This is a genomic window from Citrobacter sp. CK206 (genome assembly GCF_030333125.1).
Classification (GTDB): Bacteria; Pseudomonadota; Gammaproteobacteria; order Enterobacterales; family Enterobacteriaceae; genus Citrobacter_B; species Citrobacter_B koseri.
This window is the reverse complement of sequence record NZ_JAOWGM010000026.1, coordinates 20,925-34,824: the sequence shown is the minus strand read 5'-3', so window position 1 is coordinate 34,824 and position 13,900 is coordinate 20,925. Positions and strand designations below refer to the sequence as shown.

Annotated in this window: 24 protein-coding genes; 21 read left to right on the top strand and 3 right to left on the bottom strand. The window is 49.4% G+C overall.

Annotated elements, in window-relative coordinates:
* The first annotated feature begins 117 nt into the window (after positions 1 to 117).
* From OGX81_RS10305 to OGX81_RS10235, 16 genes are all read left to right on the top strand, one after another.
* Positions 118 to 297, top strand: coding sequence for a DUF4222 domain-containing protein (locus OGX81_RS10305; protein WP_174331056.1), 180 nt, complete (start codon positions 118 to 120; stop codon positions 295 to 297).
* Positions 287 to 1,153, top strand: a complete 867-nt coding sequence (locus tag OGX81_RS10300; protein WP_286487557.1) for a conserved phage C-terminal domain-containing protein — start codon at positions 287 to 289, stop codon at positions 1,151 to 1,153. The genes OGX81_RS10305 and OGX81_RS10300 overlap by 11 nt, the downstream gene beginning before the upstream one ends.
* A complete protein-coding gene (locus OGX81_RS10295) occupies positions 1,150 to 2,037 on the top strand; it encodes a phage N-6-adenine-methyltransferase (protein WP_286487556.1) in 888 nt (295 codons plus the stop codon). The genes OGX81_RS10300 and OGX81_RS10295 overlap by 4 nt, the downstream gene beginning before the upstream one ends.
* Positions 2,030 to 3,964: a DNA cytosine methyltransferase gene (locus tag OGX81_RS10290; protein WP_286487555.1), complete on the top strand. Its 1,935-nt coding sequence runs from the start codon at positions 2,030 to 2,032 to the stop codon at positions 3,962 to 3,964. Before OGX81_RS10295 ends, OGX81_RS10290 begins: the two co-directional genes overlap by 8 nt.
* Entirely contained in the window at positions 3,961 to 4,347 is a 387-nt protein-coding gene (locus tag OGX81_RS10285; RefSeq protein WP_219936317.1) for a RusA family crossover junction endodeoxyribonuclease, read from the top strand. Before OGX81_RS10290 ends, OGX81_RS10285 begins: the two co-directional genes overlap by 4 nt.
* 13 nt (positions 4,348 to 4,360) lie before the next feature.
* A complete protein-coding gene (locus OGX81_RS10280; RefSeq protein WP_286487554.1) occupies positions 4,361 to 5,047 on the top strand; it encodes a phage antirepressor KilAC domain-containing protein in 687 nt (228 codons plus the stop codon).
* Complete coding sequence (locus OGX81_RS10275) at positions 5,044 to 6,039, top strand: DUF968 domain-containing protein (protein WP_286487553.1); 996 nt, start codon at positions 5,044 to 5,046, stop codon at positions 6,037 to 6,039. Before OGX81_RS10280 ends, OGX81_RS10275 begins: the two co-directional genes overlap by 4 nt.
* Before the next feature lie 21 nt (positions 6,040 to 6,060).
* Entirely contained in the window at positions 6,061 to 6,750 is a 690-nt protein-coding gene (locus OGX81_RS10270; RefSeq protein WP_286487552.1) for a bacteriophage antitermination protein Q, read from the top strand.
* A gap of 74 nt (positions 6,751 to 6,824) precedes the next feature.
* A complete protein-coding gene (locus tag OGX81_RS10265) occupies positions 6,825 to 7,040 on the top strand; it encodes a hypothetical protein (RefSeq protein WP_162720553.1) in 216 nt (71 codons plus the stop codon).
* Positions 6,991 to 7,182 carry a TrmB family transcriptional regulator gene (locus OGX81_RS22060; RefSeq protein WP_353654433.1) on the top strand — a complete coding sequence of 64 codons (192 nt, stop codon included), beginning with the start codon at positions 6,991 to 6,993 and terminating at the stop codon, positions 7,180 to 7,182. The genes OGX81_RS10265 and OGX81_RS22060 overlap by 50 nt, the downstream gene beginning before the upstream one ends.
* Positions 7,183 to 7,332: 150 nt before the next feature.
* On the top strand, positions 7,333 to 8,385 hold the full coding sequence (locus OGX81_RS10260) for a DNA-methyltransferase (RefSeq protein ID WP_286487550.1): 1,053 nt from the start codon (positions 7,333 to 7,335) through the stop codon (positions 8,383 to 8,385).
* A gap of 146 nt (positions 8,386 to 8,531) precedes the next feature.
* Entirely contained in the window at positions 8,532 to 8,924 is a 393-nt protein-coding gene (locus OGX81_RS10255; protein ID WP_200055805.1) for a phage holin family protein, read from the top strand.
* The gene (locus tag OGX81_RS10250; RefSeq protein WP_286487549.1) at positions 8,914 to 9,192 is read left to right on the top strand and encodes a phage holin family protein; all 279 of its coding nucleotides are present in this window, start codon (positions 8,914 to 8,916) and stop codon (positions 9,190 to 9,192) included. The genes OGX81_RS10255 and OGX81_RS10250 overlap by 11 nt, the downstream gene beginning before the upstream one ends.
* Positions 9,192 to 9,821, top strand: a complete 630-nt coding sequence (locus OGX81_RS10245; protein ID WP_286487548.1) for a glycoside hydrolase family 19 protein — start codon at positions 9,192 to 9,194, stop codon at positions 9,819 to 9,821. Before OGX81_RS10250 ends, OGX81_RS10245 begins: the two co-directional genes overlap by 1 nt.
* Positions 9,822 to 9,828: 7 nt before the next feature.
* Entirely contained in the window at positions 9,829 to 10,107 is a 279-nt protein-coding gene (locus OGX81_RS10240; protein WP_286462121.1) for a hypothetical protein, read from the top strand.
* Positions 10,055 to 10,252, top strand: coding sequence for a hypothetical protein (locus OGX81_RS10235; RefSeq protein WP_286487547.1), 198 nt, complete (start codon positions 10,055 to 10,057; stop codon positions 10,250 to 10,252). Before OGX81_RS10240 ends, OGX81_RS10235 begins: the two co-directional genes overlap by 53 nt.
* A 188-nt stretch (positions 10,253 to 10,440) precedes the next feature.
* Here OGX81_RS10235 and OGX81_RS10230 read toward each other — a convergent pair whose 3' ends face one another.
* Positions 10,441 to 10,653, bottom strand: a complete 213-nt coding sequence (locus OGX81_RS10230) for a KTSC domain-containing protein (RefSeq protein WP_286462117.1) — start codon at positions 10,651 to 10,653, stop codon at positions 10,441 to 10,443.
* A 190-nt stretch (positions 10,654 to 10,843) separates the two neighbouring features.
* Positions 10,844 to 11,020 carry a YnfU family zinc-binding protein gene (locus OGX81_RS10225; RefSeq protein WP_219936923.1) on the bottom strand — a complete coding sequence of 59 codons (177 nt, stop codon included), beginning with the start codon at positions 11,018 to 11,020 and terminating at the stop codon, positions 10,844 to 10,846.
* A 548-nt stretch (positions 11,021 to 11,568) separates the two neighbouring features.
* Here OGX81_RS10225 and cspG point away from each other — a divergent pair.
* From cspG to OGX81_RS10210, 3 genes are all read left to right on the top strand, one after another.
* Positions 11,569 to 11,781, top strand: coding sequence for a cold shock protein CspG (gene cspG / locus OGX81_RS10220; protein WP_286462115.1), 213 nt, complete (start codon positions 11,569 to 11,571; stop codon positions 11,779 to 11,781).
* Positions 11,765 to 11,980, top strand: a complete 216-nt coding sequence (gene ymcF / locus OGX81_RS10215; protein WP_502873607.1) for a cold shock small protein YmcF — start codon at positions 11,765 to 11,767, stop codon at positions 11,978 to 11,980. Before cspG ends, ymcF begins: the two co-directional genes overlap by 17 nt.
* Before the next feature lie 74 nt (positions 11,981 to 12,054).
* Positions 12,055 to 12,282: a hypothetical protein gene (locus OGX81_RS10210; protein ID WP_275055781.1), complete on the top strand. Its 228-nt coding sequence runs from the start codon at positions 12,055 to 12,057 to the stop codon at positions 12,280 to 12,282.
* A 638-nt stretch (positions 12,283 to 12,920) separates the two neighbouring features.
* Here the strand turns inward: OGX81_RS10210 and OGX81_RS22055 are convergent.
* On the bottom strand, positions 12,921 to 13,097 hold the full coding sequence (locus OGX81_RS22055) for a YnfU family zinc-binding protein (protein ID WP_219936927.1): 177 nt from the start codon (positions 13,095 to 13,097) through the stop codon (positions 12,921 to 12,923).
* A gap of 130 nt (positions 13,098 to 13,227) precedes the next feature.
* On the opposite strand from OGX81_RS22055, the gene OGX81_RS22050 reads away from it, so the two are divergent.
* Together OGX81_RS22050 and OGX81_RS10205 are read left to right on the top strand one after the other, a co-directional pair.
* Positions 13,228 to 13,392, top strand: a complete 165-nt coding sequence (locus OGX81_RS22050; protein ID WP_219936929.1) for a YnfU family zinc-binding protein — start codon at positions 13,228 to 13,230, stop codon at positions 13,390 to 13,392.
* Positions 13,393 to 13,709: 317 nt separating this feature from the next.
* Complete coding sequence (locus OGX81_RS10205; protein WP_114647475.1) at positions 13,710 to 13,883, top strand: GnsA/GnsB family addiction module toxin; 174 nt, start codon at positions 13,710 to 13,712, stop codon at positions 13,881 to 13,883.
* Positions 13,884 to 13,900: the final 17 nt, after the last annotated feature.

Sequence of the window (13,900 nt, the reverse complement as noted above, 5' to 3'; positions counted from 1 at the left end):
TGTTCCGGGTTCACCGTCGTTTCGGTATGAGCGCAGAGTATCAAACCGCTGGGTTACGTGTAACCACAGTCGTGCGACCGCAATTGTGGGGGTCTACAACCGGAGGGCAAAACGCCTGTGCGCGAACTTAACCGAAGGTTCAAAGACCACCGCGGAGTGCCAGTCCGTGTTATCCGCTGGGAGCCAGAAACACAGCGCGTTATCTACCTGCGTGATGGCTATCCACACGAATGCTTTAGCCCACTTGAGCATTTCAGGAAAAAGTTCAGGGAGATAACGGACGATCATGAGCACTAAATTAACCGGCTACGTATGGGATGGTTGCGCGGCGTCGGGCATGAAGTTGTCTAGTGTCGCGATCATGGCTCGTCTTGCTGATTTCAGCAGCGATGAGGGCGTGTGCTGGCCGTCCATTGAAACTATTGCTCGCCAGCTTGGCGCAGGGCCGAGCACTATCAGAACGGCAATCGCTAAGCTTGAAAAAGATGGCTGGCTCACGCGTACACAGCGCCGAAATGGTAACCGTAATGCTTCTAACGTGTACCGTCTGAATGTGGCGAAACTTCAGGCGGCCGCATTTTCTCAACTGTCAGATTCTGACACGTCAAAATCTGACGCATCAAAATTTGACGCCTCAAAAACTGACCCGTCGGAATCTGTCAAAAACGGCGGTTTTGACCCGTCAGAATCTGGCGGGGATCCGTCAGTAAAATCAAAACAAGATCCACAAGTAACTTCAAAACCCTCTTGTCCGGTTGCGGCGCAACCAGACCCTGAAGTTGTGATTACTGACCAGGCCAAAGCGGTTTTGTCATACCTGAACCAAGTCACAGGCTCACGTTACCAGGTATGCAGCACATCGCTGGAGAACATTCGCGCCCGTCTGCGGGAACGGTTCACTGTTGACGACCTGTGTCTGGTGGTGGATTACAAAACCGCCGATTGGCGTGATAGCGAGCAGGCGCAATACCTCCGCCCGGCAACCCTGTTTATTCCAAAAAATTTCCCCGGTTACCTGCAAAGCGCGACCAAATGGTCTGCTGCTGGGCGACCTGAACGCGTTAACGGTAAATGGGCGGCTAACTCAGCCAGCCGCGCAAACTTCCAGAATGTTGACTACTCACTGCCAGAAAATTCGGGGTTTCGCCAATGACGACAAATAAATATTGCCAGGTGCTGGCAGAACTGCGCAACTGCAGGGCGCATTATCTGAAAGATGTTGGTGATCAATGGCGATCTCCAGATTTACTTGTCTGGGGTATCAATGCCATGTTCGGTCCGCTGGTGCTGGATCTGTTTGCAGACGATGACAATACAAAGTGCCCGGCATGGTACACAGCCGAAGATAACGCGCTGACGCAGGACTGGTCAGATCGTCTTGCAGAACTCGGTGGCGCCGCATTTGCCAATCCACCTTACAGCCGCTCGCAATACCACGAAAAACAGGCGGTCACCGGCATGACCCATATCATGGCCCATACAATGGCTATGCGTGAAAAGGGTGGGCGCTATGTGTTCCTAATCAAAGCGGCGACAAGTGAAACATGGTGGCCGGAGGATGCTGATCACATTGTATTCATTCGCGGGCGTATTGGGTTCGATCTGCCTGTGTGGTTTGTCCCTGCCGACGATAAGCAGAAGCCCACAGGTGCTTTCTTCGCGGGTGCCATCGCTGTTTTCGATAAGTCATGGCGTGGCGAGCGGTTCAGCTATATCAGTCGTACGGAACTGGAAGCGAAAGGGCGGGCGTTTATGGCGCTGGCTCAATTTGCCGCGACAAAGGTGGCGCCGCCAGCGACGGCGGAAGAGGTTACTTCTGCTGTTGTGGATCTGCCAGAAGTAGAGTCGCGTATCTGGCCGCTGGAAGTTGGTCTGGTGTTCAATCAGGTTGAAGGTGCGGATTCTCTGGCGTTGGCCCAGCAGAACAAGCTGAAAGCGAACATCAATCAGCTTTGGCTTGAGCGTATGTCCACCAGCGAAATCATCACCGTGGCTGGTGGTCTGGTAAACAGCATGCAGGGAGCCGTCAATGCGTGAAATTATCGTTGATAACTTTGCTGGTGGCGGCGGCGCGAGTACCGGGATCGAACTGGCGATCGGGCGCAGCGTGGATATTGCGATCAACCACGACGAAAACGCCATTGCGATGCATAAGACGAACCACCCGGACACACTGCATTACTGTGAATCCGTATTTGACGTTGATCCGTTAGCCGCAACCGGCGGTAATCCTGTCGGCCTGGCATGGTTTAGCCCGGACTGCCGACACTTCTCGAAGGCCAAAGGCGCAAAGCCAGTGAAAAAAGAGATACGCGGTCTGGCGTGGGTAGTGGTGCGTTGGGCGCTGGCGAAACGCCCGCGCGTCATGATGCTGGAGAACGTGGAGGAGTTCAAAACGTGGGGGCCGTTGCTGGCAGACGAAATGCGCCCGGATCCATCCCGCGCTGGTGAAACATTCAATGCGTTTGTCGGCATGCTGTCTACTGGCATTCCTGCTGATCACCCGGCACTGGCTGAAGTTTGTGAGTTTCTGTCTATTGAAAAAGGTAGCGAACAGGCGCAAAAGCTGGTGGATGGGCTCGGATATGATGTTGATTATCGCGAATTGCGTGCATGCGACTATGGCGCGCCGACGATCCGCAAACGCTTCTTCATGGTTATGCGCTGTGATGGTTGTCCAATCCAGTGGCCTGCTGTTACTCATGGGGATCCTAAGTCTCTGGAGGTGCAGAGCGGCAGGCTGATGCCATGGCGTACCGCTGCTGAATGTATCGACTGGAATGTTCCGGCCCTGTCCATCTTCGACCGCAAAAAACCGCTGGCGGAAAACACTCTGAAGCGGATCGCGCGCGGCATACAGCGCTTTGTTATCGAAAGTGCGTCGCCGTTCATCGTGAAGTGCAACCACACGAGCTCTAAAAATGCGTATGACGCTTTTCGCGGGCAGTCGTTGAATGAGCCATTACAGACCATTACTAAAAAACTTGGCTACGCGTTAGCTGTTCCACACCTTACAAAATTCCGCACTGGCGCAACTGGGCAGCCCGTTACCGAACCTGTCCCGACGGTAACCGCTGGCACATCAAAACGTCCAGGTGGGAATGGGCATGCACTCGGGATTGTTGAGGCAGCACTGACACCATTCTTGGCGGGTAATGGTGGTAGTGAATACCAGGCTAAACCGCGCCCGCTGGATAAACCTGCTCACACCATTCTGAAGCAATCCCGCGCCTGTCTTGTTGCGCCAGTGATAGCCCGCCAGTTTGGGGCCAGCGTCGGCCACCGGGCAGACGAACCGAGCGCAACTATCACCGCTGGCGGTGGCGGCAAATCTCAACTGGTAACACCTACGTTGATCCAGATGGGTTATGGCGAACGTCCAGGACAAGAGCCGCGTGTGCTGCGACTGGATAACCCGCTGGGGACCGTTACAGCTGGTGGGAATAAATTCGCGACGGTGAGCGCGTTCCTGGCGAAACACTACGGCGGTAACTATACGGGGCCGGGTGTCAGTATGGATGAACCCGCGCACTCAGTGACCACTGTCGACCATCATGCAGTAGTTGCCTCCCATCTGGTGAAATTGCGTGGGACGTGCCGCGACGGGCAACGCCTTGATGTACCTATGCCGACAATCACCGCTGGTGGCCAGCACGTTGGTGAGGTACGCACATTTCTCGAGACTTATTGCGGGGAAAGTGACGATGAATGGTTGGTAATGATCGACGGGGTTAAATACCAGATCGTTGATATCGGAATGCGTATGTTGCAGCCGCATGAACTCTACAAAGCGCAGGGCTTCCCGGATGGCTACGTTATTGATCAGGACTACCGTGGAAATCGCTATGCAAAAGATAAGCAGGTAGCGCGCTGCGGTAATGCAGTACCACCACCATTCGCCCGGGCGCTGGTGGAGGCAAACCTTCCAGAACTGTGTGCAGTGCAACAGCAGGAGGTGGCATGAAACTTGTGCTCCCGTTCCCTCCGAGCGTGAACACTTACTGGCGCGCCCCTAACAAGGGGCCGCTGGCCGGCCGTCACCTCATCAGCGCTGATGGCCGCAAATACCAAAGCGCTGCCTGTGTGGCGATCATTGCGCAATTACGACGTCTCCCGAAGCCATCGACTGAACATGCAGCGGTAGAAATCACATTGTATCCGCCGGATGCGCGCCGCCGGGATATCGATAATTACAACAAAGCCCTGTTTGACGCGCTGACGCATGCGGGGGTCTGGGAAGACGACAGCCAGGTTAAACGCATGCTGGTGGAATGGGGGCCCGTTGTGCCGAAAGGTCGGGTAGAGATAACAATCAGCAGATATGAACCGGCGGGTGCAGCCGCCTGATATGGAGAAAAGTATGAGCCAGTTAATCGTGAATGGTGTTGTAACAATGTCCAGCCGTGATATTGCGGATCTGGTTCAGAGTAAACACAGTGACGTGAAACGCTCGGCTGAGCGTCTTGTTGCTGCGGGAATTTTAACCGCGCCGTTGGCGCAGTTCGATTTTGAGCATAACGGTAATGTGTACCAGGAGTATCGTTTTAACAAACGCGACTCTCTGGTGATTGTTGCCAGACTTTCACCTGAATTTACCGCCGCGGTTGTCGATCGCTGGCAGGAACTGGAAGAAGGGCAGAGTGTCAGTGTTCCCCGCTCATTGCCGGAAGCGCTTCGCCTGGCTGCTGATTTAGCCGAGCAGAAAGAGCAACTGACCATCCAGCTGGCAGCCGCGGCGCCAAAAGTGGAATTTGTTGATCGTTATTGCTCTGCAAAAGGTTCCATGTCATTCCGGCAGGTAGCCAAATTGCTCAACGCAAAAGAAACTGAGTTCTGCCTGTTCCTTATTGAACGCAATATCCTGTATCGCCTCGGCGGCACACTTACCCCTATGGCGCAGCACATTTCCGCGGGAAGATTTGAAGTTAAGACGGGAACATCGAGTGCATCTAATCACGCATTCAGCCAGACGCGTTTCACTGCCAAGGGGGTACGCTGGATTGGTGGTTTGTGGGCTGAACATATTGCAGGGGGACAGGCTGCGTGAGGGCTTTGTTAACTCCTGAAATCGCTCATCGTATGGGGGTTGTGTTGTTCCGTCCCGGTGCGGAACTGATGCATCTTTTCATGCGTGGTCGCGTACTGCTTGAGCCTGAACCAGAAGAAATGGCGTCATTGAGTACCGGGGCTGTTCCCGCAGCCATTCAGCCGCTGGCTGATGATCCGGTAATGCGGCAGGTGTTCGAGAATGAACGGGTTATTCAGCGAGCAGGCGGGCTTCCTTCCCTTGAGCAGTGGTTGAGTTCACGGTTTGAATGCCAGTGGCCACATTCATCGTGGCACGACAAGAACTTCACAACAATGCGGCACCAGCCAGGAAGCATTCGCCTGTGCTGGCATTGTGATCACACTTTGTCCGGGCAGCATACCGAACAGCTTGCAGGTATAGCGTCAGGAAACCTGGTATCCTGGATTCTGGAAGTCATTCGCCGTGATTCTGGTTTTCCCGAGTCGCATATCCTGACGCTACCGGAACTGTGCTGGTGGATGGTCAGGAATGATCTGGCTGATGTTATACCGGAAAGCGTCGCACACAAGGGGTTACGGCTTCCAGATGAGAAGATCCGCTCAGTCATGAGGGAAAGCGACATTGTGCCTTCCGCTTCAGCAGCCAGCCTCGTGCAGGAGAAGGCGAAGAAGATTCTCACGCTCTCTGTTGATCCAGAGTCGCCAGAATCTTTCATGCTCAGGCCAAAACGTCGCCGCTGGGTAAATGAGACGTACACCCGCTGGGTTAAAACACAACCCTGTGAGTGTTGCCGACGGCCAGCAGATGATCCGCACCATATCGTAGGGCACGGTATGGGGGGGACAGCAACAAAAGCCCATGACCTCTTCGTGATCCCTCTGTGCAGAGAGTGCCACGACGAGTTACACGCCGATGTACCGGCATTCGAGCAGAAGCATGGTACGCAGCTTGAGCTGCTACTGCGTTTTATGGATCGGGCGCTGGCGATCGGCGTAATTGCGAAAGCTTAAGTGTATGGAGCGCAAAGAAGTATGAATCCTCAGGAACTTAATTACATCAGAAATGAACTTCGCCGGGCGCTGCTGGACCTTTCCGGGGGAACGAAAGGACAGCTTGAGGCTTTTAGCGAACACCCTCCAGCGGATAAAAAGGCCACACCGCGCCGTTGCGTGAATCCAGTCGAACTGGATGATGAAAAGGGGAGCCGCTTTGTTAATTCACTGTCTGCCCCACTGTGTGTGATGGAGACACGCAGCCGCCGCAGGCCAATGCCGCCAATAAAGGACATGGAGTTTGCATACGCACCGTGGCGCCGCGCTGTTAATGCTCTCGACGATTACCAGCAGGCCTGGCTGCGTTACTGTTATGGCTTTGATTTGAGCTATAAACACCAGGTGATAATGTGCGAGCACGTCTGGAAAAACTATCAGGATTGCCTGGTTAAAAACCCGATGCAGTCCCGCGTGGTAAAAAAGCTTGTTGGACTGGTATGGCTGGCAGGTCAGGAGGTTGCCGCCGAAAGGAGCAATGAAACCTGTAAGGATTATGCTGGCGCGGCGCTGGCCCGTATGGTTAGCGTTGACCGTTCGACGTGGTTGCGTGTCTATTCAGGACACTGGGCTGGGTTAAAGGCCGCTTTTACCCAGCTTGATGAGTCTGCGCTGGCCATGGCTCTTGAATACTATGAGGATGAAGAAGCCCTCAAAGTGGCAGAAATGTGAAGTAAATTTCACTATCTCCTTCAAATGCGCTTGCAAAATGCAACAAAATAAGCCATATTTAAAGCATATTTGATATGTTGCCAAAGTTTTATAAACCCGCCGATGAGCGGGTTTTTTTATGGCAAATCAGCCATGCACGGCGCATAAAGGCGCTGGCGGTCGCAGAATGGAATTCTTCTCTTGCTGGTATCACCAACCAGAGTTATCTGTATGTCACGCAACTAATTTTAGGTAAAAGACATGCTAAATCAGGAAGATATGACAGAAACGGCAAAGGCTGTTTTCAATGAATTAAGCGATAAACCAGCAACGGCTGGGGAGATTGCACAGAATACCCACCTCAGCCGCGAACGTTGCCAGCTCATACTTACGCAGCTGGTGATTGCGGGGTTATCTGATTACCAGTTCGGATGTTATAAACGCCTCCAGTAATGGGGGCTTTCTGCTGTGGAAATGGGCGGCTGGTGGGTGTTAGCGCACCCGGCCAGCCATCAGCTCATGCTTTCAGGTCACAAGCTAACCAAGGCCCACTGCTTTAGCGCAAAAGCAACGTGAGCCTATCAGAGTTACGCTTACTGATCTATGAAAAATACTGTAAAAATAAACAGTGTTGAGTTAATCAACGCTGATAGCCTGCATTACGTCGCCACCCTCCCGGATAACTCTATTGATCTGATAGTTACGGATCCTCCGTACTTCAAAGTGAAGCCCAACGGCTGGGACAACCAATGGAAGGGGGACGAGGACTACTTACGCTGGCTTGATAGCTGCCTGGCTGAGTATGCTCGCGTTCTTAAACCTGCTGGCAGCATCTACCTGTTTTGCGGTCACCGACTGGCCTCAGACATAGAGATTATGATGCGTGCCCGGTTCAACGTTTTGAATCACATAATTTGGGCAAAACCATCGGGCCGCTGGAATGGTTGTAACAAAGAAAGCCTGCGCGCGTACTTTCCATCAACGGAACGGATTCTGTTTGCTGAGCACTATCTTGGGCCGTACACAGGTAAAGAGGATGTTTACGAAAGGAAAAGCACAGAGCTAAAGCAGCACATTATGACGCCGCTGATTGATTACTTCCGTAATGCCCGTGAATCACTGGGTGTCAGCTCGAAAGAAATAGCTGAGGCAACCGGAAAGAAAAACATGGCGTCACACTGGTTTGGCGCGAGCCAATGGCAACTACCAAATGAAGTGGACTATAGAAAATTGCAGGAACTGTTCACGCGGATCGCTATCGATAAGCACATTCAGCAGAAGCTTGGACATCCTCACCACCAACTGGTGGCTACCTATCAGTCATTAAACCGCAAGTATTCAGAATTGCTGGAGGAATATAAAAACCTCCGGCGCTGCTTCTCTGTTTCCGCTCTTGTTCCATATACCGACGTATGGACGCATAAGCCTGTTCAGTTTTACCCAGGTAAACATCCATGCGAAAAACCCGCCGACATGCTGAAGCAGATCATTAGCGCCAGCAGCAGACCGGGGGATATCGTTGCCGATTTCTTTATGGGCTCTGGTTCAACTGTGAAAGCTGCAATAGAACTTGGCCGTCGGGCGATCGGCGTAGAACTGGAAGCAGACAGGTTTATTCAGACCACCGAAGAGGTGGAAAAACTGAAAAAAACATAATGATCATCACGCCCCTGTGGATGTGGTGATTACCACCTTCAGGCACCGGGAATCATCCTTACTTTTATTTGAACAAAAGAGCCCGGTTGCCTGATTCCACATCCCCTCATTTCTGAGAGGAATCACAGCAATTAAGAGGGGGCTAAATGTCCGATCCTGTAACTGGCACCGGTGCTGTGCTCAGCGGAGGCCTGCTAGGCTCCGTTGCATATGGCGTATTTACTCACACCGATTTTGGCGTCGTTTTTGGCGCTTTTGGTGGCGCCGTATTTTACGTCGCAACTGCGGCTAACCTGACCCGAATTCGCCTCACCGCATATTTTTTGACGTCCTTTATCGTTGGGGTGCTCGGTGCGGGGTTACTGGGTTCGAAACTTTCAGCCTGGACGGGGTACAGTGACCGGCCACTTGATGCGCTTGGCGCCGTGATTATGTCTGCCATCACCATAAAAGTGCTGACGTTCATCAACGGCCAGGATCTGAACAGTTTGTTCGGTATGCTTTCGCGGCTTCGCGGAGGAGGGGGCAATGGTAAGTGATCCTTCTGCATTCTTTAATGCGTTAATTTGTGGGGTGATCGTGGTTGCGCTGATGTTCTACCAGCGCGGCAGCGCGAGACATCGCCCTCTGATATCGCTGGTGGCCTACTTCACAGTGCTGGTATATGCCAGCGTCCCATTCCGGTATCTGTTCGGACTCTATCAGGAATCACACTGGATGGTAGTCATCGTTAATTTGATCATCTGCGCCGCCGTGCTATGGGCTCGGGGAAACGTGGCGCGTCTCATAGATACTCTGAGGCACTAATGAACCAATCACAATTTCAGCAGGCGGCTGGTATAAGCGCCGGGTTAGCTGTGCGCTGGTTTCCGCATGTCGATGCTGCAATGAAGGAATTCGGCATCACTGCGCCGCTCGATCAGGCGATGTTCATCGCGCAGATGGGGCATGAGTCCGGCGGGTATGAAAAGCTGGTGGAAAGTCTGAACTACGCAGCCGATCGTCTTGTTCCCGTATTCGGCAAGCACCGTATCACGGCACAGCAGGCTGCCGCACTCGGCAGAACGGCAACGCAACCAGCTAATCAGAAAGCGATAGCCAATCTGGTTTACGGCGGCGAGTGGGGCAAAAAGAACCTGGGCAACCAGATTGCTGGTGACGGCTGGAAATATCGCGGGCGCGGGCTGAAGCAAATCACCGGGCTAAGCAACTATCGCAAATGCGGCATGGCGCTAAAACTGGATCTGGTCACACAGCCGGAATTGCTGGAACAGGACGAAAATGCAGCGCGTTCCGCAGCGTGGTTCTTTGCCACCAGCGGATGCCTTGTGTATTCCGGCGATGTGGAACGTATCACGATCATCATCAACGGCGGTAAAAACGGTCTTGATGACCGCCGTCGCCGTTTTAATCTGGCAAAAGCCGTGCTGGTGTGAGGCTGCTATGGGACTTGAAATGATTATCGGCCTGGCCGCAGCGGTGATTGCCGCTATCGCTGGTGCTTTTGGTTTCGGCCAGTTGCGCGGCACCAGTAAAGCGGAAGCCAAAGCAGACAAGCAGCGCACCGAAGAGAATGCCGCAGCGGTTGTGGCAGCGGCAGAACGCCGCATTGAAACGACAAAAGAGGCCAGCGATGTGCAAGAGGCTGTTAAGCGTATGGGTGATGACGATGTTGATCGCGAGCTGCGCGACAACTGGACCCGCCCCGGTGGTGGTCGTTGATACGGCTTGTGACTGGGTAAAGCCAATCTACGCGACATCGCATGACTGGGATGTACTGGACGGCGATACGAAGAAATACATCCTTGCGCACAACAAAGCAGTACAATTCAACTGCAAACAGGGAGCAAAAGAAATGAAGCACTAAAGCAGAGCAACCATAATTGGATGACGGCTGATTTCTGGCTGTTTGACTATTGTCTATATCCAGTCATATTCCCTCCGCGATGTAGTGAGGGCGAGAAAGTGTGAAGCATCCCGATGTACCGGTTTCTACCATTTTAACATGTAAGTAGAGATCGGGACGGTGATGCGGCAAGCATCCTTTGTGCTGGCTTATCCTGTTTTTCGGCAAAGATATTTGCTATTAATTACGCCATCAAAGAATCGATCTTTGGATTTTGCCGTTACAAAGGAATTGTAAGTTTTTTTCGACACCCTAATGTACTGATAAGTGCCTGAACCTATAAACGCTATCTCCAGGATTTTCTCTGAAGGATAGTAACCAATAGATTTTATTCTTGATGATATGACCTCATGGAAGTACATTTTATTTCCTTGTGGTTAACGATACTGGTCTTCCATGCTACACCAGTAAACAGTTGTCAGGGGAAATAACATAAACAAGTTGTTAATATTTTTGACTCAGGTGTTGGCGAGAATGTATGTTGTCCTGGCGCTGCCCCCCAGGCGGTGGGGCTAACTAACGTAAGAAAAGCGTTATCACCCAGGCAGGGTTTTACCGTGATAAAGAAGGAACTAAGGCTGACTGGAACAACGTGCTGCAGTATGGGCAGATGAGTTGTGTCCCTTTTTGAACTCTCATAAAGCTATGTTCTGAATCTTTTGAGCAGGCAGGACAGGAACATTTTACAAGGTGATTACGACGATTTTTTGTATCTTTACGTCCGGACATAGTTTGCTTCCTGTTTTTATAAGGCTGCAACCATACACGTTTCGATAAGAAATAGCTCGCCTTCATTTCCGGACATTTATCTTAGTATCACTATATGTATCATGGTTTGCACTGACTGGAGCGGTTGGCGAATGTGCTGATTTACGTCGATATTGACGTTATCTATTGATATGCTAACACTATTAGTGTCGTGATCTACACGGCTTAAAAAATTGACTCTTCCATGAGCCTAAATCCCTTGAAAACTTAGGGTGACAGATAAAGGTTTGGAGCAGCATGACAGAGTTTATTTATAAATCCAGTTATATTATTTTTACCATTCAAATGATGCAGAAAAGAGGCTATGAGTTTCTTTACAAAACTAATGCTTGCTAAGTATGGTTAACCATGCGTTAATGAATGTGCGGTTTGATACAAAATTATCTGAAGCAGTCATTGTAATACTTCTCATTCTTAGTCCCTCTTGAGATTCCTTTAGGTTTTTTTTCTCTCTGATAAATTTTATTCAGACCATCATGCCTAAGGGCTTACTCAAAAAGGTATTAATTATGTCAAATAAAATCACTGGTCTGGTCAAATGGTTTAATCCTGAAAAAGGTTTCGGATTTATTACACCGAAAGATGGCAGTAAGGATGTTTTTGTCCATTTTTCTGCGATTCAAAGTAATGATTTCCGTACCCTTAATGAAAATCAGGAAGTTGAATTTTCTGTAGAGCAAGGACCAAAAGGTCCATCTGCTGTAAATGTTGTGGCACTTTAAGGCGGCAGATATCTCTAATTATATTCATTTCAGGTGTCCGTGCTGTCATGGGTCACAATACAGAACATCAATGTTTGATGTTACTGATAGAAATCCGTCTGGAGCGAAATGTATTTTTTGTAAATCACCAATGATTACATTTGATAACATTGTTTCATACATCAATTCCGGACAGGCTACTCTGGATTTTCGGAAGTAAATTAAGGCTCCGCTACGGGGGCCTTTTTATCTTGTGTAATCAGCATGGTTTTTGCCACTAATCTGGATAACCTTATGAAAAAGGTAATAGTATTTTTTAATGCAGAACCTGCTGCTGTCGTAGAGGTTATGCCGGCCATAACAACAATATTGCGGGATTACCCTAATGGTGAAAAAGTGCATTTGACTGTTATGTCTGCGGGGTTCCCATCTCTGACTGGCGATCACCAAATTGTAAATGTGGCTACTGACCGTGAACTATCTTCTGAGGAGATACTGGAAGCAGCAAGGAAATTGATGTAACTGATTGTTCTGCTTATTCGCCTCTGTAAGATTATGGACAGAGGTGGTGTCGTGGTACAAGGAAAAGAGGTAACCCCGTATTTCACCTATAATGATAGTTAAGAAAGACATTTTATTGGGCTGAGATTGGTTATGACGATTTATCTACGAAGTTCTGTAACAGGAAAAGTTCTGACACAGGAAGAGTGGCAACAATCCTTAAGTGAGTGGGAGGACGAAGGTGGTTCACCGTCTCCGACCGAAGAGTTTATTGAGGTTGTGAAGGACAGCAAAGGAAACTGGGTTGAGAAAAATGATTCGTCCTATCCCTCCTGAAAGCGTCTTTTAGACTCAGTTTCACTAATGTATTCAAACGGAAGAAGCCTGATTTTTGTATTATGAATAGACCAGTATGACTTTTCTCGTCTGATGGATGCACCGGCAACAAAACAGACATTTCCTACACTGCGAATCAAAGCAAACTTACCATTAGTAAATTTCACCCGATGGATGCATACGGGATGTGATATCTCTCCACGGAGTAAAGTTTCAATCACATATCCTTCTATAATTTTTTCATTTTTGTGGCTCATAATCAGTTACTCATTTTAAAAAGCGTTTGCACTCTAAATGTTAATTTTCTCTTTCTAATTAGTCGGTTATCCACCTATGCAGGAACATTCAGATGGCAGGAAGATGTGTCCGCAGTAAGAGCATTTCAATGGCTTATCTCTGCGCAACTGTCTGGATTTCTGATTCGTTATGCGTGAACATTCCGGACATTTGACTTCGACTGGACGTTCTTTGAATTGCCTGAGCCCACTGGAGTATGTCATGAGTGGTAACTCCTTTTTTAGGGAGGGGATCACAACCATACACCTCCCGATGTTCAATAGCTCTTTGTTTGAGTGTTTTTTAGACAATTGATGATATGCTGAAACATATTCATTGGGGCAGGTATTTCCTATGTCATTCTTAAATAAAGTAATAAAATTATTCAGTAATTCATCAAATATCACTGTAATCTGTCCGGAGTGCGGACATAAATCTCGACAGTCAGTAGTAAAGATTAACCAAGGTAGAACATTAATCTGTCCTCGTTGTAAGGCACTGTTTGTTGCTTCTCGATAATTATCAGACCGACGGTTGTTGTGCACTGAATTGTTGTTGATGTGCAATAAAAATGAGACGTTTAAACTGAATCAGGTTATTGAAAAACAATAATTGAATATAGTTCTGGAATGAATTCATCATACATGATGTTCTAACTGTTTTGACAGGGTTCAGTGTATTCACTGAAAAGCTTTTATGTAGCTCTCATGCTCCTTTACACTTGAGAGAATGGCTGGAAAATAGATTATAATTTATAATAAGTTAGTGTTGAAAACTTATGCTATCAACCACTTTACTGGCATGTTCATACTTTTGAAAAACCAGAAGAGGTCAATATGAGTTTAGAGGAACAAAAGCTAAAAGCAGAAGCAGAAATTTCCGCCCTTATCTCTAAAAAGATTGCTGAATTGAGAAAAAAAACGGGCAAAGAAGTTTCTGAAATTGAGTTTACTCCCAGAGAAACCATGACTGGTCTCGAAGGTTACGCAGTTAAGATCAAACTCATATAAATTCGCCCTTACTCATC

Excerpts from the sequence above, each read along its gene's own strand:
- OGX81_RS10300 (WP_286487557.1), top strand. The coding sequence starts at position 287 with ATGAGCACTAAATTAACCGGCTACGTATGGGATGGTTGCGCGGCGTCG.
- OGX81_RS10295 (WP_286487556.1), top strand. The coding sequence starts at position 1,150 with ATGACGACAAATAAATATTGCCAGGTGCTGGCAGAACTGCGCAACTGC.
- OGX81_RS10290 (WP_286487555.1), top strand. The coding sequence starts at position 2,030 with ATGCGTGAAATTATCGTTGATAACTTTGCTGGTGGCGGCGGCGCGAGT.
- OGX81_RS10285 (WP_219936317.1), top strand. The coding sequence starts at position 3,961 with ATGAAACTTGTGCTCCCGTTCCCTCCGAGCGTGAACACTTACTGGCGC.
- OGX81_RS10280 (WP_286487554.1), top strand. The coding sequence starts at position 4,361 with ATGAGCCAGTTAATCGTGAATGGTGTTGTAACAATGTCCAGCCGTGAT.
- OGX81_RS10270 (WP_286487552.1), top strand. The coding sequence starts at position 6,061 with ATGAATCCTCAGGAACTTAATTACATCAGAAATGAACTTCGCCGGGCG.
- OGX81_RS10265 (WP_162720553.1), top strand. The coding sequence starts at position 6,825 with ATGTTGCCAAAGTTTTATAAACCCGCCGATGAGCGGGTTTTTTTATGG.
- OGX81_RS22060 (WP_353654433.1), top strand. The coding sequence starts at position 6,991 with ATGCTAAATCAGGAAGATATGACAGAAACGGCAAAGGCTGTTTTCAAT.
- OGX81_RS10260 (WP_286487550.1), top strand. The coding sequence starts at position 7,333 with ATGAAAAATACTGTAAAAATAAACAGTGTTGAGTTAATCAACGCTGAT.
- OGX81_RS10255 (WP_200055805.1), top strand. The coding sequence starts at position 8,532 with ATGTCCGATCCTGTAACTGGCACCGGTGCTGTGCTCAGCGGAGGCCTG.
- OGX81_RS10250 (WP_286487549.1), top strand. The coding sequence starts at position 8,914 with ATGGTAAGTGATCCTTCTGCATTCTTTAATGCGTTAATTTGTGGGGTG.
- OGX81_RS10245 (WP_286487548.1), top strand. The coding sequence starts at position 9,192 with ATGAACCAATCACAATTTCAGCAGGCGGCTGGTATAAGCGCCGGGTTA.
- OGX81_RS10240 (WP_286462121.1), top strand. The coding sequence starts at position 9,829 with ATGGGACTTGAAATGATTATCGGCCTGGCCGCAGCGGTGATTGCCGCT.
- OGX81_RS10235 (WP_286487547.1), top strand. The coding sequence starts at position 10,055 with ATGTTGATCGCGAGCTGCGCGACAACTGGACCCGCCCCGGTGGTGGTC.
- OGX81_RS10230 (WP_286462117.1), bottom strand. The coding sequence starts at position 10,653 with ATGTACTTCCATGAGGTCATATCATCAAGAATAAAATCTATTGGTTAC.
- OGX81_RS10225 (WP_219936923.1), bottom strand. The coding sequence starts at position 11,020 with ATGTCCGGACGTAAAGATACAAAAAATCGTCGTAATCACCTTGTAAAA.
- cspG (WP_286462115.1), top strand. The coding sequence starts at position 11,569 with ATGTCAAATAAAATCACTGGTCTGGTCAAATGGTTTAATCCTGAAAAA.
- ymcF (WP_502873607.1), top strand. The coding sequence starts at position 11,765 with ATGTTGTGGCACTTTAAGGCGGCAGATATCTCTAATTATATTCATTTC.
- OGX81_RS10210 (WP_275055781.1), top strand. The coding sequence starts at position 12,055 with ATGAAAAAGGTAATAGTATTTTTTAATGCAGAACCTGCTGCTGTCGTA.
- OGX81_RS22055 (WP_219936927.1), bottom strand. The coding sequence starts at position 13,097 with ATGACATACTCCAGTGGGCTCAGGCAATTCAAAGAACGTCCAGTCGAA.
- OGX81_RS22050 (WP_219936929.1), top strand. The coding sequence starts at position 13,228 with ATGTCATTCTTAAATAAAGTAATAAAATTATTCAGTAATTCATCAAAT.
- OGX81_RS10205 (WP_114647475.1), top strand. The coding sequence starts at position 13,710 with ATGAGTTTAGAGGAACAAAAGCTAAAAGCAGAAGCAGAAATTTCCGCC.